The following is a 21,401-nucleotide window of genomic DNA, read 5'->3' as shown; positions in this document are numbered from 1 at the left end:
ATGTGAAATAACGATATTAAAAATAATAGTGAATTACTAAAATTGATAAACGAAGCAGATGCAATTGTTTTAGGTATTGGTTCAGGTATGACAAGTGCTGACGGAATTGGTTATACTGGTACAAGATTTGAGCAAAACTTCAGTGATTTTATTGAAGAATTCAAATTTTTAGACATGTTGCAGGCGAGTGTTTATCATTTTGATGATATACAAAATTACTGAGCATTTCACAGCAGATTTATGGAATTAAATTACTTTAATCAGCCTGCTAGCCACAGTTTTATAAATTTAAAAAAATTTTTAGATAACAAAAACTTTTTTATTATCACCACTAATTCAGACAACGCTTTAGAAGCGGCGAATTTTGACGATCAAAAAATATTCTACATCCAAGGTAAATACAATTTATTGCAATGCAAATCAATGTGTCACAATAAAAGATACTCAATGGATGATGCGGTAAAGGAGATGATTATTAAACAAAAAAATATGAAGGTTCCTTTAGATATTATTCCCCGCTGTCCGATGTGTGGTGATTTTTTAGAAGTCAATAAAAGATTAAAAGAAAAAGGCATGGTAGAAGACGAACAATTTTTTGCCGAAAAGAAACGTTATCTAGATTTCATTGATAAACACAAAAACAAAAAAATATTATTTTGAGAAATTGGTGTTGGTTATTCAACACCAATGTTAATTAAACATCCATTTTGAGATATGACTCAACAATACAAAAATTCTTTATATATTGCAATGAATAATCGTAGTTACCGTATCCCTAAAGAAATAAAAGATCGAACAATTGTTGTTAACACTGATATAAGAGAAGTTATAGATTACTTAGTAAAGGAACAAAATGATTCTAGTAGAACCAATTAGAAATGGTAAATATATTAAAGATGGTGCTTATTGATTAGCTATTCAAGTTTGAGCAATGAATAACCTAAAATTGGATGATACAATTGTTTTTCCTGGTATCGTTGATCCACACGTACAAATCGGATATTTTCAAAATCCTGAAGTCGAAGTTAATTTTAAATATCTACACGATAAAAAGATTGACATAGTCCGTAGAAATACAGGCGGCGGAGCTATTTATATTGATTCAAATTCATGCAATGTTTGCTATCTTATACCATTTAAAGACAATGAGTCAATCATTGGCAACTTTCAAAAATTTTACGACCCAACAATTAAAATTTTAAAAGATATGGGAGCAAAAAATGTTACCCAAACTGGCAAAAATGATTTAACTATTGACGGGCGAAAAGTTTCTGGAGCAGCAATGATGCTGGTTAATGATGTAATTTATGGCGGCAACACATTGCTTTATAACGTTGATTATGATGCAATGATTGACATTTTGAATCCAAACCGAAAAAAAATCGAGTCAAAAGGCATCAAATCTGTGAGACAAAGAGTCGCTGCACTAAGCGAGTATTTAGATGATGAATTTAAAAACTTAGATATTTTTGAGTTTAAAGACATTTTTATAAAAAGATTATTTAATACAGATGATTTATCTAAAGTAAAAAGATATGAATTGAGTGAAAAAGATTGATCTGAGATTGATAATTTAGTAAATACAAGATACAAAAATTGAGATTGAACATTTGGATTAAGCCCACGTTATTCTTATAACCGGGACGCAAGATTGTCGATTGGTACTGTGAATTTTTCAATAGATGTTGAGAAAAGCAAAATTGAGAAAATTAAAATTTCAGGTGACTTTTTCACTAAAAAAGATCTTTCAATTTTAGAGAATAATTTATTGGGTGTTAAAATGATTCGTGAAGAATTGGTGAAGGCGTTTGAAAAAGCAGATTTTCAATCATATTTCTTCAATGAATTAAACGTTAATGAGATTGTTGATATTATTTTAGATGAGGTTGAATAATGAGTAAATATACTGAACTTTTTAAACCACTGACAATTAATGGTTTTGAGTTAAAAAATAGATTTGTTCTTTCGCCAATGACATTGAATTTAACAACTATTGACGGTAAAATGACACCAGAAGAAATTGCCTATGCTAAACGTCGTGCTTATTCAGCACCTCTTCAAGTTACTGGCGGTGCGTATTTTGATGATTTTGGACAATTATTTGAATTCGGATATAGTGCAAAAACTGATGATGATATTGAATCATTAACACAATTAGCTAACGCTATGAAAACTAAAGAAAATAGAGTTATTTTACAATTAGCTCACGCTGGTAAATTTGCGAAAATTGCGTTAAAAAAATTCGGCTACACCTACGGACCTTCAGAAGAACACAATAATTGACCTTTTAAACATGATGTATACGAAATGAGTATTGACCAAATTAAAAACGTGGTTAAAGCTTATTCTGATGCCGCAAAACGTGCCATTAAAGCTGGTTTCAATGGTATTGAAATCTCAATGGCACAAAGACTACTGATTCAAACATTTTTCAGTAAAATTGTCAATAAACGTAAAGATATTTATTCGGCTGAAAATTTTGAAAACCGTTCAAGATTGGCGCTAGAAATAGTGAGTTCAATACGTGATGTTATTGACAAATACGCACCTAAAGATTTTATTTTCGGTTTCAGAGCAACTCCTGAAGAAACATATGGTGGCGAGTTAGGTTATACAATAGATGAATTTAACCAATTAATTGATTCTATAATTGAAAAAGGAAAAATTTCTTACCTAGCAATTGCTAGTTGAGGACACGACATATATTTGAATAAAGTTCGTTCAGAATCAAAACACAAAGGTGAATTAGTTAATAAAGTGATATACGAACATGTTAATGGTCGTATTCCTGTTATATCTAGTGGCGGGATAAATACTCCTGATAAATGTCTTGAAGCTTTCAAATATAGTGATTTAGTTGGTTTGAGTTCAGTGTTTGTAGCTGATCCTGAATTTGTCCAAAAAATTGAGCAAAATGAGATTGAAAAGATTGAATTAACTGTTAAAAAAGAACAGTTAGCTCAATTGGCAATACCAGAAAATTCATTTGCCGGCGTTGTCAATATGTTTGGCTATTGTGAAACAATTCCGAGCGAAACATTGAATATTCTTGAGACAAATGCTAATAATAAATAATCAAACAGCAAGTTAAAACTTGTTGTTTTTATTTTAATGTTTATATTAATATTAATTTTTAATATAATTTTAGATATTAATTAACAATAAGGAGTCATATGTCAGAAAAAAATTACAAAGATACACTTAATATGCCGAAAACAAATTTCGAAATGAGGGCTAATTTAGTTAAAAAAGAACCTGAGTATCGTGAAAAATGATTACAAAATGAGCTATATCAAAAAGTATTAGAACAAAATAAAGGTAACGAAAAATTTATACTGCATGATGGGCCTCCGTATGCAAATGGTAATTTACATATAGGTCATGCACTGAATAAAATTTTAAAAGATATTATTGTCCGTTACAAATCGATGAATGGTTTTTATTCTCCATATGTTCCTGGATGAGATACTCACGGTTTACCAATTGAACACAAAATGTTGCAGGATGCTCATTTAAGTAAAAATGAATTATCGCCACTTGATTTACGTAAAAAAGCCAAAGAGTATGCTTTGAGTCAAGTTAATATTCAAATGGAACAATTTAAACAAATGCAACTTCTTACTGATTTCAATAAGTATTATGTTACACTTGATCCAAAATTTGTAGCGCAACAACTTCGTTTATTTAAAAAAATGGTTCTGGATGGACTTGTTTATAAAGGTTTAAAACCTGTATTTTGATCTCCATCGTCACAATCTGCACTTGCTGAAGCCGAGGTTGAGTATAAAGATATTGATAGTCCTTCTATCTTTGTTGCATTTGAAATCACTAAACCGGTCAATGATAAATTAAAACCAGGAGATAAATTAATTATTTGAACAACAACACCATGAACTTTAATTGCAAACGCCGGTGTTGCTATTGGGGAAAATTTTGATTATTCACTTGTTGAATTTGAAGGGCAAAGATATGTTATTGCGACAGAATTGGTTGATAAAGTAACTCAGATTTTTGACTGAAAACAATACAAAACAATTGAAGTTTTAAAATCAAAAGATTTAGTCGGCACTATTTATACCAGTCCAATTAATTCTAATGAAGCTCCAGTAGTTATTGGACACCATGTTATTCTTGAATCTGGTACAGGTTTAGTTCATATTGCTCCTTTATTCGGTGAGGATGACTTTTTAATTGGGCAAAAAAACTCATTAAATATGATTATGCATATTGCTGATGATGGAAAAATTAATTCTGAAGGCGGCAAATACGAAAATCAATTTTATTCAAAAGCTGATAAATCAATAACTGAATATTTAGAAGAACAAAAATTATTGATCCACGCAACAACAATCAATCACTCGTATCCACACGATTGAAGAACTCATAAACCAATCTTATTCAGAGGTACTCCACAATGATTTGTTTCTATTGACAAAATTAGAGATGAAATTTTGGCTCAATTAAATAAAGTTAATACTTACCCTGAATGAGCTAAAAAACGTTTAACAAACATGATTCAAAATAACCATGATTGAACTATTTCACGTCAAAGAACATGAGGTGTTCCGTTGATTATTTTCTATGATCAAGACCAAAAACCAGTATTTAATGCACAAATTTTTGATCATATTATTGATTTAATAGAAAATAACGGTGCTGATATTTGATGAGAAAAAGAAGCGGATAAATTGCTACCAGAAGAATTTAGAGGCAAAGGATATACTAAAGAAATGGATATCATGGATGTTTGATTTGATTCTGGATCTACTTCGCTGGCTGTTGAAATCGACGAAAATGTTGAACCACCATATGATTTATACCTTGAAGGTAGTGACCAATATCGTGGTTGATTCAATTCATCGTTAATAAACTCTGTTGCTTTTCGCTCTGTTCCACCATATAAAAACTTAATGTCACATGGTTTTGTTTTAGACGGTAAAGGCGAAAAAATGTCTAAGTCAAAAGGTAACACTGTCGACCCATTAAAAGTTATTGCTAAACACGGTGCAGATATTTTACGTTTCTGAGTAGCTAATAGCGAATACACTAATGACATTACAATTTCTGATTCAATCTTGACACAAAATTCTGATTTATACAGAAAAATAAGAAACACAATTAAATTTATGCTAGGGAATTTGGATGGATTCCAATATGACCCTAATTTACCGAGAAAAGGCGTGCATTTATTCATCAAAGAGCAATTAGAGCAAATTAGAGCCAATGTTTTAAAATCTTTTGACGAGTTCAAATTTATCAATGGAATAAAATTAATTAATAATTATGTAATTGAGTTATCTAGCTTTTATTTAAACTTTACAAAAGACATCTTATATATTGAAGAAGTTGATTCAATTAACCGTAAAATGACCCTAACTAATTTTTATGAGATTGTTGAATTTCTAATCACTATTTTGGCCCCTATTTTACCGACAACAACTGAAGATGCATATGATAATTTCAATAAAGAAAATAAACAAATTTCTGTACATCTTGAAAAATTACAAAGAGAAAAAGAAGTTGATGTTGAAATTATTGAACAATGAAATGAGTTTTTTGAGCTTAGAGATGAAGTTAATTTAGCCATTGAAAGTGCTGTTAAATCAGGTTTAATTAAAAGAAGTAATGAAGTTAAGTTAACCTTAAAACCAAAATCAAAATTCATTGAGTCACTTGATTTAAAACAATTATTAATGGTTGGTATTGTTGAGTTTGGCGAAGAATTGAAAATTGAAACATTTGACTCTGTAAAATGTGAGCGTTGTTGAAATCACTTTATTCCAAATCATGTAGTTGATGGTCTATGTTCATTATGTACAAGAGTAATGAATATCAGAGGTAAAAATGAGTAAAGAAGTTGACGGTACAAAAGTAAAACCTAAAAAAACATGAAAAGAACGCAAACAGGTCATTAAAGACTTATTTACTAGTGTCAAAAATTACACAGTAAAAAGATGAAAAGAAAATAAAAAGAAAATACTTATAAAATATGCAGTCTTTTTATTGATTGCTTTTGCAGCTTACTTCATAGACCAATTCACTAAATTTCATTTTTACCCTGGTGAAGCTCAATATCAAGCATATGAAGATGGAAATATAACCTATGTTTATCAAGGTGCTTTCCTCGGAATTCGTCTGGTGCCCCATCATGGTGTGACTATTATTCCCTTTAAAACTGATGCTGTTATTATCATTGTTCAAATAATAAGTGTTCTAGTTTTATTAACTTTCACTATATCTATTTTCTTTTTAGACTCATTTTTATGAGTAACTATTATTGCTTTACTTATGGCCGGCACGGCGGGTAATATGACCGATAGGTTTTTATGAGATGGAAATGTAAAAGACATTTTATATCTACCTTACTTTGAAAAAGTAACCAAACGTGATTTAGGTACTTTTAATGTAGCTGACCTGCTAATTATTATCTCGATTTTAATATTAATTGGTTATCTAATAATTTCTTTATTTACTGAATATTTTAGAGAGCAAAAAGAGAAAATTGATAAAAATAGCGATCAAGATAGTAACACTGATGCTAATCAAAAAGTTAATCCATCAAATAATCAAAATCAACATAATTTAGTTTCCTAACTTGATTTGTGATTAAACATCAACAATCCTTTATGGTTTGTTGGTGTTTTTTTTGTAATTTTTCAATAAATTGATTGCGAAGATAAAAAAAATTGGTATCAAGGAAAATTGATACCAATTATTATTTTTAATTAAACGTGTCTTTTTAAGTTGAAGTATGTTTTATCACCATCGAATTTAGAAGTTTCACCCAATTCATCTTCGATTTCAAGTAGACGGTTGTATTTAGCAATACGATCTGTTCTAGATAGCGAACCTGTTTTAATTTGACCTGTATTTAGAGCTACCGCTAGATCAGCAATAGTTGTGTCTTCAGTTTCACCTGAACGGTGTGATACAACACATGTAAATCCTGCTTTGTGAGCTAATTCCATTGTGTCAAGTGTTTCAGATAATGAACCAATTTGATTTAATTTAATCAAAATTGAATTCATAACATCTTTTTTAATTGCTTCACGTAAAATTTCTTGATTTGTTACAGTTAGGTCATCTCCTACAATTTGTAATCTGTCACCTAGACGTTGTTTCATTAATTTGAAACCTTCTCAATCGCTTTCAGCTAAACCATCTTCGATTGAAATGATAGGATATTTATTTACTAGTTGTTCGTAGTAATCAACCATTTCTTCAGTTGTGTATTCTAATTTTACGTCTTGTAAATGATCAAAACCTGGACGTTTTTCTTCGATTGCTTGTTTTAATTTTTTGAATACATATTTTTTTGAACTTTCATCATAAAATTCACTTGAAGCTGGGTCCATTGCAATCGCAACAGCTTTTTCACCACTTGTGGCTGGAACTAGACCTGAAATTTTAATTGCTTCAATCATGTAGTCAAGAACTTCTTCGTGTGATTTTAAGTTAGGTGCGTATCCACCTTCATCACCAACTGTTGTTCCGTGTTCTTTTTTTAATAATTTACCTAAATTGTGAAAAACTTTGTTAGCCATTTGTAGAGCTTCTCTAAAGGTTTTAGCACCAACAGGCATAATCATAAATTCTTGCATATCTACGGTGTTAGATGAGTGAGCACCACCGTTCATAACATTAAGCATTGGAACTGGTAATGTTCTAGCGTTTGTTCCACCGATGTATCTGTAAAGTGGTAATTGTGCTTCTGCAGCAGCTGCTCTAGCAACAGCTAGTGAAACACCAAGTATTGCGTTGGCACCTAAGTTTGTTTTATTTTTAGTACCATCTAGCTTAACCATTGTCATGTCAATTAATCTTTGTTGACTAACTTCAAGTCCAAATAATTCCGGAGCGATGATTTGGTTTACGTTTGTAACGGCTTTCATTACACCTTTACCACCAAATCAATTGTCTTTAAATTCTGGAAATTCTTTATCTCTTAATTCACATGCTTCTCTTGTACCGGTTGAAGCTCCTGAAGGCACCATAGCCACACCTTCGTAACCTAGTTCGGTTGTTACTTTAACAGCGATTGTAGGATTACCTCTTGAATCAAGAATTTCTCTTGCGTAAATATCTGTTATTTTTGACATATTATTCTCCTTTTTTTTCTATTTTTAATACTTCTATGTTGTTTTTAATTATATTACTTTCGTATTTTTCTAAATCAAATAGTTCATTTTCTAAACTTAAAACATCTTCCAAACGAGGTTTGGTAACAGGTTCTTTGGGTGCAAACATTTCACATGTTTCATTTGCCGAAACAATACTGATATCATAAGTTCCAATTTTTTTAGCAATGTTTATTGTTTCAACTTTATCTTTTGTCAGTAAAGGACGTAATACTAATTTTGAGCTTGACGCATTAATTACTGATAAAGATTCTAGTGTTTGCGATGCTACTTGTCCTAAATTTTCACCATTTGATAGTGCAATATAATGTAAATTATCGGCCAGAGTCGATGCTAAACGGTAAAAACTTCGTCTTAATAAAGTTATTTTAAAAGCAGGATTTGAAACTAATGAAATATAGTTTAATATTTGCGAATAATCAATTAAATAAAACATACTTTTTGGTTGAAAATTATTTAATTTTTCAATCAATTGCTTCATTTTATCGATAGTTCTTTGGTCAGTTTGGGGTGGTGAAATAAATGAAAGAAATGAAACTTCCAATCCCCTTTTCATTAATTCAAATGCAGCAACAGGTGAGTCAATACCGCCGCTCATTAAATGAAGAACTCTACCAGAAATGCCAACTGGTAAGCCTCCTAAACCTTGAAATGAGTTTTCGAACACGTAAGTAGACTTATTTCTAACTTCGACATAAATAGTTTGATCAGGGTTATGAACATCCACACTAATATTAGGGAAAGATTTTAAAATAAATGCACCTAGTTGCATATTGATTTCATGCGATGATAATTCAAAGTTTTTATTTGATCTACGGGCAGCAACCTTAAATGTTTTAGTGTCCATTTTTATTAATGATTTAGCAGAATCGAAAATTTTATTCAAGTCATTTTCGACCTCCATTACTGGTGAGTATGAACTAATTCCGAAAACATATTGTAATTTTTCAAGATTTTTTTCTGAAAAACTTAAATACATTCTGTCGAATTTAGCATCAGGACGTTCACCGGTAATGTTTTTAACATTACGCGCCAAAACATCAATGAAATTTTGTCTATTTTTTCCTTTAAGCGTTAATTCACCATATCTAATTAAAATTTTAGAGTACATTAATTTTTTCCTTCCTAATTAACTGTATTGTATCTGCGTAAGCTTTTGAAAATTCTTTATTTGCGAGTTTGTGTGAAATATTTTGTAATCTCAATGCTATTTTTTCGTTGTTTATTGAATATTTATTGATTTTATCCATTAGTGCAGTTGTCATGTATTTATATGTTTTTGCTTTTTGAATAACCTTATATAAATTTCGTAATTTTTCAATAAACAGGTTCATCTCATTTGCTGAGGTGGTTTTATTTTTTAAGATTTCTTCATGAAAACGAATTAAGTCACTAAAAATTAAATCATTTTCAGTCGTATTTTCTAAAAATTCGCGTTTAGTTAAAAGACTATAATATCACTCTTCAAGAGTTGTTCAATAAGATTTGAAATACTCATGTTTAAGCGATTCATTTTGCTCGTATCTCGACAATTTATTAAATTCATTTATTCAGTTAATCGAGATATCGACTAGTGAGTCAAAATCGAGAAAAACTGTGTTATTTTTATTGTCGTTTTTTTGAGATAAAATACATTCAAAATCTTTTTTTATGTTAATAAATCGTGCTGAAAGTTCAGCAATTTTTTTCTGTCTGTGTTCGCTTTTAATTACACCAAAATTACTAATTTTTTGCTCTACATTATCAATTATTGACTGTATTTTAACGGTATTATTACCAATATAATCGTCAATTTGATTTTCTATATTATTTTTATTTTTTAAATAATAGTATTTATTCAGTAATTTTTTAACTTCATCGTTTGTGTCTTGAAATGGTTCATTTAAATAGTTGCGCTGTATTTTAACTAATAAAGCCGCTAAATTAGAAACATCTTCGCTTTTTTGATTATTCGGTAATAATTTTTTTAACATATTGACAATAGTGCTGAAAATCAACTTTTCCAATACTAATGCATGGGAAACTTTAAGACCAAACATTCTTAATTTAGGGTCATACTGACTTAAGGCATCACTAATCTCATCCAGTGTTGTTCTATCTTTATTTTTCTCAATATTGCTAAAAATAATTCTAAAGTTTTCTAATTCCTTGGACAGTGTATCATACGAGCGAACGAGTTTTTTCTTATTACTATTAATTATTTTTCTTAAAACCTTAATAAAAGATTGGGCATTGGTTAGCAAGAATTCATTTACTTCGAATCTTACATTATCGAGTTCTGTTTCTAATTGAACTTTAAGGAAAGCCTTTTCAAATTTTTTGTGAATGCTATACATTTCTGAATTAAGTGCCTTAGCTTTCTTTATGTCACGTTTTTCAATGTGTTTAAGTATAAGACTATTCTTTTCTTCAAATTCATGGTATAAAATGTAGATTTTCTTATTTCATAGTTCCTTAAGTTTCTCATATTTATCACGATATACTCTATTGATATTCGATAAATCCTTAAATCTTATTGTTCGTACTTTTGTGTAATTATACTGTTTGGTCATTTTATCATACAATTCACTAATTTCTCTTTTGTAATTTTTTAAGTTATTATTACGTGTGAATAAAATGATTAAAACTATCAATAACATTGCTATTAATGATAGTACAACACCAATCATAGAGATATAAATTACTGAATTTTGGTTTAAATTGCTCTTCATATTTTTATATTATATAAAAGTGAATAATTTATAAAAACAAATGCGAAAGTAAATAAAAAAATCTGCTAAACAGATTTTTTTAAAAGTGCACTGGATTATTAGTTGTTACGAGAATTGATACTTCTGTAACCTTCAACGATTTTATCTCTGTAAAATCCACAAAATTGGCAAACTCTATGTTGTTGGATAAAGTTAGAACAATTTTTACATGAAACAAGGTTTTGGATTTTTAACGCATCATGAGTACGTCTTTTGTGTTTACGTTGTTTCGAGGTTTTACGTTTTGGAACTATAGCCATTATTCCTCCTTCAAATATTATAAGATCTTATTATTTATTTAAAATAACGTAAAGTTATTATAAGACAAAATGCAAAAAGTAAAAGTAAAAAACAAAAATATATAAATTTTTTTGTTACGTGAAAATTAGTGTAACATTATTCCAGATAACATAAAGAGTTGCCTAGCTCGACAGCGTTGAGGCATGCCAACCCCATTTTGGAAGGTGGAAAGTCAGGAAGAGATTTCTTTAACATGTTGAAAACTTTTTTTGCTTACTCTTTGTTTTATTTGACAAAGGAGTTTTTTTTATGAACAAAAATATTATTTTAAATGATGTGAATTTATTCACATCTGAAAGTGTTGGACAAGGACACCCAGATAAAGTTTGTGACCAAATTTCAGATCGTATTTTAGATGCTTACTTAAAACAAGATCCTAACTCTAGAACAGCAATCGAAACAGTGGCGACAGGAAATATGGTTATTGTTGCTGGAGAGGTTTCATCAACAGCCAATGTTGATGCTATCGCAATCGCTAAGTCTGTATTTGAAAAACTAGGTTATTCGATAGAAAATGTTAAATTTATCACTGATATTAAACAACAAAGCCCTGATATTAGTCGAGGTGTGGTTTTATCTGAAGATCAAATTGGAGCCGGAGATCAAGGCATCATGTTTGGTTACGCAACTAACGAAACCAAAAATTATATGCCTTTAGCAATTACCTTAGCAAATGAGTTAGTGAAAAGGGCTGATAAATTACGAACAAGTGGCGAATTTAAATGAGCTAAAGCAGACATGAAAAGCCAAGTAACCATCAACTACTCAAACAACACTGTTGATACGGTTTTAATGTCAATTCAGCACGCTGATGATTATGTTGAAAGTGAATTTAAAGACTTTATTAAAGCTAATATCATTAAACCGGTTTTGACAGAATATAATTTAGAATTGCCAAAGAAAATTTTAATTAACCCAACAGGCCGTTTTGTAATTGGCGGACCAATTGGCGATACTGGTTTAACTGGTCGTAAAATTATTGTTGATACATACGGCGGTTATGCTCGCCACGGTGGTGGGGCATTCAGCGGTAAAGACGCAACTAAAGTTGATAGATCTGCCGCTTACGCTTGTCGCTGAATTGCAAAAAACATCGTTGCGGAAGGTTCTTTATGTAATTCGCTTGAAATTCAAGTTTCATATGCGATTGGTATTGCTGAACCGGTCTCAATTAGTGTCAAAACAGACAATAAAGTAAATGATGCTTTAATTAAGAAAATAGTAGAAAATGTTTTTGATTTAAGACCAAGAGCAATAATTAAAGACTTAAATTTAAAATCTCCTATTTTTGGCGATACAAGTTATTTTGGGCACTTTGGTAGAGATGATCTTGATTTACCTTGAGAAAGATTGAATAAAATCAACGAAATTAGAGAATATTTAAAAACTAACAAATAATCATTATGTTATAATTTCAAACATATTATGTTAAATTAACCACACAACAATGATGAAGGAGTATTATGAGAAAAATAGTTAGACAAAAAAACAAAGAACGTGCTGCTAAAAGATTACACAAATTACAAAAAGAGCAAGCTAGAGATGCTCGTAGAGCAGCTAGAGAACAAGCTTAATTTCTTTATTGGTAAATAAAAACAGAGAGAACATTTTGTCTCCCTGTTTTTATTTATAAGAAATTGTGATTTTAAATTTACCCATAGGTTGGTCGGCGATACTGAATAATTCATATTGAAAGTGGGCTTTTTCCGGATCGACAATACATTTATCCATTAGCGTTTTTAAAAATAATTTATTTTTGTCTAAATTGATTTGTGAACCACCATGGTATTTTTTGAAGCGCAGTTGCAAGGTAGCATTACTAGTGATAACGTTAACACTTTTGGGATTTATTTCAATTCTGGTTAATTGTTGATTCTGTGGATCTCTAAATTCATAGATATCATATTCAAATTCTTTATTTTCCAGTGGGTGTTTAATTATTTGTTTTGAGTATTTTGCTTCTGCTTCAAATTCGGTAAATTGTTCTTTACCTTCTTGATTGTAATCGGAGCGAAACTTTATTGTCATATTTTTAATCTTTCAATAATTTTGTCTTTACCAAAAAGATAAATTGCTTTGGCTAATTCAGGTCCGTGTTCAGCGAAGGTTGTTGCTTTTCTAATTGGCATAAATAATTTTTTACCATTTACTTTTAGATTTTGTTTAGTTTCATTGATTGCTGCTTGAATGTTTTCAATTGAAAACTCTAAGTCTTTTAATTGTGCAAAAAATTCTTTAACTACATTAATTTCTTCAGCATTTAACTCAAATGTTGGTGATTCTTGAGTGTTTTTATACATAAGTAGGTGATTTTTTAATTCACTGATTGTACCAACACTTTCCTTAAATGTTTCAATGAATAATTTACTTCACTCTTGATTAATATCAATATTTAAACTCTTAGCGATTAAGGTGTTATCAAGGTTTTTGAAATATTGTTTAGAGAATCAGTGCATTTTAACAATATCGAATTTTGATGGCGATTTTGAAAGACGTTGTGGGTCAAATTTTGCAATGATTTCTTCCTTAGACATTATTTCGCTTGCATCTTCAGATGTTCAACCTAGCAAGGTTAAAAAGTTGAATACTGCCTCGGGAACATAGCCTTCATTTCTATAATCTTCAATAAATTGTTTTAATGATGTATCTCTTTTTGAAAGTTTTTTACCTTCCATATTTGTTATAACAGTTAAATGGCCAAATGAAGGAGCATCTCAACCTAAAGCGTTATAAATAACAAGTTGTTTAGGTGTGTTTGTTATATGTTCTTCACCACGTAAAACGTGCGATATTGACATATCATGGTCATCAATAACAACTGCAAAATTGTATGTAGGATAGCCGTCAGACTTAACAATAACTCAATCACCGATATCTGATGAATTAAATGAAATAGGGCCTCTTACCAAATCATCTCAACCTAGTTCTTTATTTTTCGGCATCGACAATCTAATTGAAAATTGACCATTTTGCTCACGTTTCATTTTCTCTTCATCACTGATTTTTAATCAATTTTTATCATATTTGAATGACGGCATACCTTTAGCTTCGCTTTCTGCACGTTGAGCTTCTAATTCTTCACTATTGTCATAAGCTTTATAGGCTAGTCCTGCATCTAGCAGTTGTTGTGCTACTTCACGGTATCTATCTAATTTTTCGCTTTGTCTATATTTACCACAATTTGGGTTAGGTTTAAATGGGCTTTCGTCAGGAATAATTCCTAATCATGCTAAATTTTCTAACTGACTTCTTTCGCCATCTTCAACGTTTCTTTTCACATCGGTATCTTCCAATCTGAATACAAATTCACCATTGAAATGTTTAGCAAATAAGTAAGAAAATAATGCTGTTCTCGCTCCCCCAATGTGTAAATAACCAGTTGGACTGGGTGCGTATCTTGTTCTAATTTTTTTGGTCATACTACTCCTTTAAAATCTATTTATAAATTTTATATTAATATTAGATTAAAAACAAAACAAAAACACCAATTAAGGTGTTTAATGTGTTTTTAATCGTTTTGTTATTGTTTTTCCAACAAAATTTATCAATAATATTGCAAAAGTTGCCAGTCATGTGTAGGCCATAGCTATTTCGGGATGATAATTTCTAGTATTCAAATTAGTTCAAATTTTAGTTCCAATGTTTAATTGTGAAGGTGCAAAAATTGAATATGTTATTGAATTTCTAAAAATTAGTTCAAAATAGAAAAATGATAAAGCAATAAAGTCAAATTTAATGGCTGGTAAAACATATTTGAAATAAATTTGATTATTACTAAAACCTTGCAGTCTCATATTCAAAATTATTTCCTCATCTAAATTATCAATAGCCTCGGTTAATTGTTTCGAAATACTTGACATTTCGTGCAATGAAATAATTAAGATTATCAAAAACAATGCCGATTGAAATAATGGTTGCAAAACGAAGAAATACACAATTGTTGGCACTAATCGTATCAATACATTGAGTATTCTTCATGTGATTGCTCAGTATTTATTATTTAGGTGTAGCGACTGCAATCTTATTGAAATAAGAGTTAAAAGCAGACAAATTATGAGAGCGAGAATTGTAAAAGACATTGATTCTCATAAAACATAGAACGGATTGGCTAAATTTCAACTTCTGAAATCAAAAACTGTAAAATCCGGTCTAAAAAAGTATTCGAAAAAACCTTTTGTGGCCGACAATTCAAAGAAAAGCCATTTAGTTGTTATTAGTACATAAGCAGTTACTATTAAACATAAACTAAATATCACTGAATAAACGATTTTTCTTACATTCAATTGTCTTGCTAATTGTTTGTAATTAATATATTTAAATTGCGAATTTATTGAAATTTTCTTTGTTTTGGCCTCAATTAAATATTTTTTAAAAAGAATATTAATTATTTCTAAAAAGACAATAAACAACATTAGAAAAAGTAGCGGAATACCTAATTCTTTAAAATTGGCAGTTTGACTAGCACCGTATGAAATTAACACACCAATTCCAGGAAGTGATAGGGCACCTAAAATTGATGATCAACGCATATTAGACTCAAAAGAAAACAAAAACAATGAATAAATTCTATGTTTGACTCTTGGTCATATTTCTTTATAAAAAGCCTTGAATTTATTGTTGCCTTGACTTATAGAATTTCAATAAGGGCTTAAATCAACATTTTCAAAAATCTCAATATAGTATTTATGTAATCACAACCAAGTAAATCAAACAAACACCAATAGCAAACTCAATTCATTACGAGCTGTAAAAGTAATTACTCTAATAAACACAAGTTCAGGCATTGCTCTTAAAATCAAAATTATGGATTTAAAAGCAAATGCACTGTATTTATTGGTTGCTTTTGAAAAAGATAATACACTCGTAACAACAGCTAAAATAAACCCGATAAATGTCCCCACTAAACCTAATTTTATTGATATTCAAAGAGCAGTAATTGAATCCATTAATAGTGAAGTGTATTCACCGCTAGTACGCCCAGTGAGACGATAGCTTTTAGTGCCAAAACTGAATAAATTCTGTATTTTTTGCACTATAAAACCAGTATTATCAAATTTTAATTTACTAGATTTTTCGTAGAAAATATACGCTAATAAACCAATTGCCAACAATATTATCAAGTGAATGAAAATTGGATGTATTTTTCAACTTGTTTTTTGCTTACTTTTTAAACTTTTGTATCTGTAGCGAAATAATTTTTTTTCTTTTATTATTGAGTTGTTTTCACTGTTTGAATAAGTTCTCATTGTTCAACATCCCTTGTTTTTTTAGCCAAAACAACTTGTTTGTTTTTGATGCCAATTACGTGTGTAAAGTGCGATTTGATAAAACTTAAATCGTGAATGTTAACTAATATGGTTTTACCTTGCTTAGCTAATTTTTTTAACAATTCCAAAACATCTTGGCTGGTTTGGTTATCTAAATTTGACGTTGGCTCATCAGCTAAGATTAAATCCACATTTTGAATCAATAATTTAGCTATTTCAACACGTTGCTGTTGTCCACCACTCAATTCGCTAACACGATAAAAAGATTTATCTAAAATTCCTAATTCATCAAGAGTTTGAAAAATTTTAATTTTTTCTTTTTTGGTCAGTATTCCGAAAAATCTTTGAAAAAAATTTGAATAATTAACATTGGTTCGCTTGATATTTTCAAAGACATTTTCAGTGTTGATCAAGTTGGCTTTTTGGGTTAAAAACCCGATTTTTTTCATCATTTTTTTTCAATGTTTTTTACTGATTTCGTTTATGTTTTGATTGAAAACTTCAATATAACCACTCTGCGGTTTAACTGCCTTAACGATTAATTTAAATAATGTACTTTTTCCCACACCACTAGGCCCAATAATGGCAACCACTGAACCTTTTTCAATTTTTAAATTTATGTTTTGCAATACAAATTCTGATTTTTTGTTATATGCAAAACTAAGATCATTAATTTTAATTATTTCTTGCATCGGTTATTTCCGGTATTGAAACATTTTTATCATTTTTTGTTTCAGCTTGTACTTGTAAATACATAAATTTTTGGAATGTTTCTAAATCAAGAGGTTGAAATTTATTATAGCCAGTGTAGATACCATAAGTGTTTTCGTTTAGTGAAAGTGAATTAAGGGCTTTAGAAATTAAATCTGTTTGTTTTTGACTAATTCCTGTACGTGCTAAAACAACATCATAAGCTGCTGGATTAGTTAGGGTTAGTGTTCTAATCACAACGTTATCTTCGCTATCGTATGGTTGATTTGACACAAAACCTTCAGGTTTGAAATATGTATCATGTTTAGCATTGTTTGTTCAGTTATACACTCCTTCATCATCAAAACCAATTAAAGGAATTATGTTTGAACTATGTCTTTTGCCCAGTGTGTCCTGAATTGATTGACCTTTAATGATGTTTTCTGAATCTGATTCTAAATATGTGTTAATTTCTCTTAAAGATTTGTTGAAGTGTCTTGCTAAAAGAGCAACTTGGTATTTATAACCACCAGAACTTGTATTTTTCTTGAATGCTATACCGTGTGCAACAAACGCATCTCAATCTTTATTATTTCAATCTTGAATTATTTGATCTCTTTGTGCTTTATTTCCTGCGATATAAATTGCCCCGTGATATACATATGTCAAGGCGTTATTTTCGTAAAATTGTATGAATTTAGAACCGTCAAAACTCAATTTTTTTTCACTGACAGCTTGTTGCCAATCTGGATATTCATATCCAGTATTTTTCACTCAACTTTGATTGTTTCTATCGGCGGCCTGGCGTAATTTATCATCGCTTAAACCATTAGAATATGTGTCATTATCGCTGCCTTGTCAATTGAATTTTAATGTGCTTGTTTGTGAAACTAGTTTAATACCGTGTAGATCATTTACCTTGCCGGTTTCATCGGCAAATGAATTAAGATAAGTAGCATAGTTAGCAATCATCAAATCCAGTGTAGGATTATTACTCTCTAATTTACTATAAAATGTGTCCTTGTCTTGATTTGTTTCAATAAAGAAATTAACATCAGGTAAATCTTTTGTTTCTTCATCCTTATTTTTAAAATCATTGAATCTTTGAGCCAATAGTGTTAAAAAGTTTTTTTCAATTTCGCTTTGACCTTTGTCGTTTTCAGATTTAAAACCTGGATTTATTCACGAGTTTACAATTGTGATATTTGTGTCTCAGTTGTCGGCAATATCATTTTTATTTTCAACTGTTTTATTAATACAACTAGTTGCCAATACTGAAATAGATGACATAACCAACGGACTCAGTCATGACACTATTTTTTTATTTATTTTCATTATTTCTCCTTAACAAGGAATAATATTTAAAGAACTAGCAACGCATGAATTACCATGATCCGCTATAGGTATGTTCTCAGCCGTTTTACCAGCACCCTTGTTATTATAATTATAAACGAGCGTGAAATTATTTACTTTACTTTAAATATTTAATTTTCAAATTGTAGTAAATATAAGAGATATTAGTTAACTATTGTATAATTTAAATATTAAAATTTAATATTAATAGCAAGGAGAACAAAATGTCCAATAATAAAGAAGATAAAAAAGACCAAATCGCTATTGAAAATGAGCAAAATAAGCCAAAAATTGAGGAATTTGATGAAAATTCAATTCCTGATGAAGAATTATTCGTAGCGTTTAAGGAAGAAAAAGTAGAAGAAGTTGCGGACGAGGAAGAAGAACGTAGCCCACAAAGCAAAGAAGACTATGTTGTTCAATCACAAATTATTGACACTCCAACTGATGGCTTGCATCCAGTTGAAATTGATCGTGAAATGAAAAATTCATTTCTTGAGTATGCAATGAGTGTTATTGTTTCTAGAGCCCTTCCAGACGCAAGAGATGGACTAAAACCAGTACATAGACGTATTCTTTATGACATGAGTGAATTAGGTATCACATATTCAAGTCAACACAGAAAAAGTGCTCGTATCGTTGGTGACGTATTAGGTAAATATCACCCACATGGTGATTCATCAGTTTATGAAGCGATGGTGCGTATGGCACAAGAATTTTCAATGCGTTATCCATTAGTTGATGGTCACGGTAACTTTGGTTCAATTGACGGCGACGGCGCTGCTGCTATGCGTTATACTGAAGCGAGAATGAGTAAGGTTGCATCTGAAATGCTAGACGGTATTAAAAAAGATACTGTTGATTTCGTCGATAACTATGATGCCAGCGAAAAAGAGCCGGTTGTTTTACCATCACGTTTTCCTAACTTGCTAGTTACTGGTGGTTCTGGTATTGCGGTTGGGATGGCAACTAATATTCCGCCACACAATTTAGGCGAGGCAATTGATGCTACTATTGCATTAGCTAGAAATCCTGAAATAACTATTGATGAAATAATGAAATTTTTACCAGGTCCTGATTTTCCAACGGGGGCCACAATTTTAGGTGTTAAAGGTATTAGAGATGCATATAAGACCGGAAAAGGTTCAATTACAATGCGTTCAGTGTCTAAAATTGAAGAATTTAAAAATGGTAAGTCTCGCATCATTGTGACCGAAATTCCTTACGAAGTTAAAAAAACAGCAATTATTGAGAAAATTGCTGAGTTAGTAAAAGACAAGTCAATTGAGGGAATTTCTGATTTACGTGATGAATCAAATAGAGAAGGAATCAGAATAGTTATTGATTTAAAAAGAAATGTAAACCCACACATTTTGTTGAATAAATTGTATCGTCAAACTAATTTGCAACTTAACTATAATGTAAACTTTGTTGCTTTGGTTGAAGGCGAACCTAAATTGTTAAATATCAAAGAAGCTATTGAAGTTTATTTAAAACATCAAGAAGAAGTTGTGACAAGAAGACTGAAATTTGACTTGGAAAAAGCAAAAGATAGATTGCATATTCTTGAAGGTCTAAAAATTGCGGTTGAAAATATTGATGAAGTTATCAAAATTATTAAGTCATCTAAAAACGATGCTGAAGCACAAGAACGTCTAGGAAAACGATTTGATTTAAGTGAAAGACAAACTAAAGCAATAGTTGATATGCGTTTAGGTCGTTTAACAGGTCTTGCTATTGAGAATATGATTGAAGAAATGAATCAATTGATTGCGGAAATTGAACGTATTGAATCAATTTTGGCAAATCACGATAAATTAATTCAATTAATTATTGATGAATTAAACGAAATCAAATCAAAATACTCAGATGAAAGAAGAACTCAAATTGATTTAGAAGCCGGTGGTGAAATAACTGACGAAGACTTGATTCCAGTGCGTGACATTGTAATTACCACTTCTTCAAATGGATATGTAAAGAGAATTGATTTAGAAGAATATAAAACACAAAAACGTGGTGGGGTTGGTATTACAACAATGAAAACCTATGACGACGATGATATTTCGTCTCTTATTACCTGTTCAACACACACAGATTTATTGCTATTTTCAAATCTAGCTCGTGTTTATAGAATTAGAGCACACGAAATACCTGAATTATCTAGACAATCAAAAGGAGTACCTTTTATCAATTTAGTACCAACTCTTAACACAAAAGACAATGAAAAAATTGTCTCAATATTGCCAATTAATGAATATAACGAAAATGAGTATTTATTCACTGCCACAAAACTAGGTATTATTAAAAAAACATCTCTTAAAGAGTATGAAAGAATCAATGTTGGTGGTAAATATGCCTTTAATTTACGTGAAGGCGACGAATTGGTTAGAGCTCTAAAAGTTGATGATAATGCAATAATTATGTTGGCAAACAGTAACGAAAGAGTTGTTAAGTTTCTTTCATCAGATTTTCGCCCACTATCAAGAACTGCGTATGGTGTTAAAGGTATTGCTTTAGATGAAAATGAATATGTTGTTTCTGCTTCGTCGAATTTGGAAGGTGATATCGTATTGACTATTGGTAGTCATGGTTATGGCAAATTGACCGGACATGATGAATTTAGATTGATTAAACGTGGTGGAAAAGGTGTCAAAGGTATTAATACTAAGTTGGCCGGAAACATTGTTTTTTCACGTTTCGTTAATCCAACTGACGAATTATTGATAATCACCTCATCTGGAACAACAATTAGAACAAAAATAGCAGATATTTCGGTTGTTGGAAGAGCAAGCAAAGGTGTTAAACTAATTAATTTAAAAAACAAAGAAACAATCCAAGCTGTTGAAATTATTAAAAATGAAGATGATGTAACAGAAACCCAAACTAATAACGATACTCAATAA

The 21,401-nt window shown here is 30.4% G+C and carries 16 protein-coding genes; 7 read left to right on the top strand and 9 right to left on the bottom strand.

The genetic code is table 4. The features are described from left to right. The 5 genes from N1F73_RS00585 (at nucleotide 1) to N1F73_RS00565 (ending at nucleotide 6,594) form a co-directional block, all read left to right on the top strand. Entirely contained in the window at nucleotides 1-876 is an 876-nt protein-coding gene (locus N1F73_RS00585) for a deacetylase SIR2 (protein WP_259290239.1), read from the top strand. Beyond that, the gene (locus tag N1F73_RS00580) at nucleotides 854-1,894 is read left to right on the top strand and encodes a lipoate--protein ligase (protein WP_260359421.1); all 1,041 of its coding nucleotides are present in this window, start codon (nucleotides 854-856) and stop codon (nucleotides 1,892-1,894) included. The genes N1F73_RS00585 and N1F73_RS00580 overlap by 23 nt, the downstream gene beginning before the upstream one ends. Continuing rightward, nucleotides 1,894-3,075 carry an NADH-dependent flavin oxidoreductase gene (locus N1F73_RS00575; protein ID WP_260359420.1) on the top strand — a complete coding sequence of 394 codons (1,182 nt, stop codon included), beginning with the start codon at nucleotides 1,894-1,896 and terminating at the stop codon, nucleotides 3,073-3,075. Before N1F73_RS00580 ends, N1F73_RS00575 begins: the two co-directional genes overlap by 1 nt. Before the next feature lie 98 nt (nucleotides 3,076-3,173). Continuing rightward, nucleotides 3,174-5,852, top strand: a complete 2,679-nt coding sequence (gene ileS, locus N1F73_RS00570) for an isoleucine--tRNA ligase (protein ID WP_260359419.1) — start codon at nucleotides 3,174-3,176, stop codon at nucleotides 5,850-5,852. Next, nucleotides 5,845-6,594, top strand: coding sequence for a signal peptidase II (locus N1F73_RS00565; protein WP_260359418.1), 750 nt, complete (start codon nucleotides 5,845-5,847; stop codon nucleotides 6,592-6,594). The genes ileS and N1F73_RS00565 overlap by 8 nt, the downstream gene beginning before the upstream one ends. A gap of 131 nt (nucleotides 6,595-6,725) precedes the next feature. Here the strand turns inward: N1F73_RS00565 and eno are convergent, their stop codons facing one another. From eno to rpmF, 4 genes are all read right to left on the bottom strand, one after another. Then, nucleotides 6,726-8,099, bottom strand: a complete 1,374-nt coding sequence (gene eno, locus N1F73_RS00560; protein ID WP_259290234.1) for a phosphopyruvate hydratase — start codon at nucleotides 8,097-8,099, stop codon at nucleotides 6,726-6,728. A 1-nt stretch (nucleotide 8,100) separates the two neighbouring features. Next, nucleotides 8,101-9,249, bottom strand: a complete 1,149-nt coding sequence (thiI, locus tag N1F73_RS00555) for a tRNA uracil 4-sulfurtransferase ThiI (RefSeq protein WP_260359417.1) — start codon at nucleotides 9,247-9,249, stop codon at nucleotides 8,101-8,103. Beyond that, nucleotides 9,239-10,849, bottom strand: a complete 1,611-nt coding sequence (locus N1F73_RS00550; RefSeq protein WP_260359416.1) for a hypothetical protein — start codon at nucleotides 10,847-10,849, stop codon at nucleotides 9,239-9,241. The genes thiI and N1F73_RS00550 overlap by 11 nt, the downstream gene beginning before the upstream one ends. Before the next feature lie 98 nt (nucleotides 10,850-10,947). Further along, the gene (gene rpmF / locus N1F73_RS00545) at nucleotides 10,948-11,148 is read right to left on the bottom strand and encodes a 50S ribosomal protein L32 (RefSeq protein WP_259290231.1); all 201 of its coding nucleotides are present in this window, start codon (nucleotides 11,146-11,148) and stop codon (nucleotides 10,948-10,950) included. Between the two features lie 307 nt (nucleotides 11,149-11,455). On the opposite strand from rpmF, the gene metK reads away from it, so the two are divergent. Beyond that, a complete protein-coding gene (gene metK / locus N1F73_RS00540; RefSeq protein ID WP_396888670.1) occupies nucleotides 11,456-12,586 on the top strand; it encodes a methionine adenosyltransferase in 1,131 nt (376 codons plus the stop codon). Between the two features lie 225 nt (nucleotides 12,587-12,811). Here metK and N1F73_RS00535 read toward each other — a convergent pair whose 3' ends face one another. The 5 genes from N1F73_RS00535 to cypl form a co-directional block, all read right to left on the bottom strand. After that, nucleotides 12,812-13,216, bottom strand: a complete 405-nt coding sequence (locus N1F73_RS00535; protein ID WP_259290229.1) for a hypothetical protein — start codon at nucleotides 13,214-13,216, stop codon at nucleotides 12,812-12,814. Further along, nucleotides 13,207-14,607: a glutamate--tRNA ligase gene (gene gltX / locus N1F73_RS00530; RefSeq protein WP_260359414.1), complete on the bottom strand. Its 1,401-nt coding sequence runs from the start codon at nucleotides 14,605-14,607 to the stop codon at nucleotides 13,207-13,209. The genes N1F73_RS00535 and gltX overlap by 10 nt, the downstream gene beginning before the upstream one ends. A 78-nt stretch (nucleotides 14,608-14,685) precedes the next feature. Further along, a complete protein-coding gene (locus N1F73_RS00525) occupies nucleotides 14,686-16,434 on the bottom strand; it encodes an ABC transporter permease subunit (protein ID WP_260359413.1) in 1,749 nt (582 codons plus the stop codon). Beyond that, on the bottom strand, nucleotides 16,398-17,147 hold the full coding sequence (locus tag N1F73_RS00520) for a phosphonate ABC transporter ATP-binding protein (protein WP_260359412.1): 750 nt from the start codon (nucleotides 17,145-17,147) through the stop codon (nucleotides 16,398-16,400). Before N1F73_RS00520 ends, N1F73_RS00525 begins: the two co-directional genes overlap by 37 nt. After that, complete coding sequence (gene cypl / locus N1F73_RS00515; RefSeq protein WP_260359411.1) at nucleotides 17,131-18,480, bottom strand: ABC transporter thiamine pyrophosphate-binding lipoprotein p37/Cypl; 1,350 nt, start codon at nucleotides 18,478-18,480, stop codon at nucleotides 17,131-17,133. Before cypl ends, N1F73_RS00520 begins: the two co-directional genes overlap by 17 nt. A gap of 242 nt (nucleotides 18,481-18,722) precedes the next feature. Here cypl and gyrA point away from each other — a divergent pair, with 242 nt between their 5' ends. Further along, a complete protein-coding gene (gene gyrA, locus N1F73_RS00510; protein ID WP_260359410.1) occupies nucleotides 18,723-21,401 on the top strand; it encodes a DNA gyrase subunit A in 2,679 nt (892 codons plus the stop codon).

The organism is Mycoplasma sp. HS2188, from assembly GCF_025209835.1.
In the GTDB taxonomy this organism is placed as follows: domain Bacteria; phylum Bacillota_I; class Bacilli_A; order Mycoplasmatales; family Metamycoplasmataceae; genus Mycoplasmopsis.
This window is presented reverse-complemented; position numbering and strand designations above follow the sequence as displayed.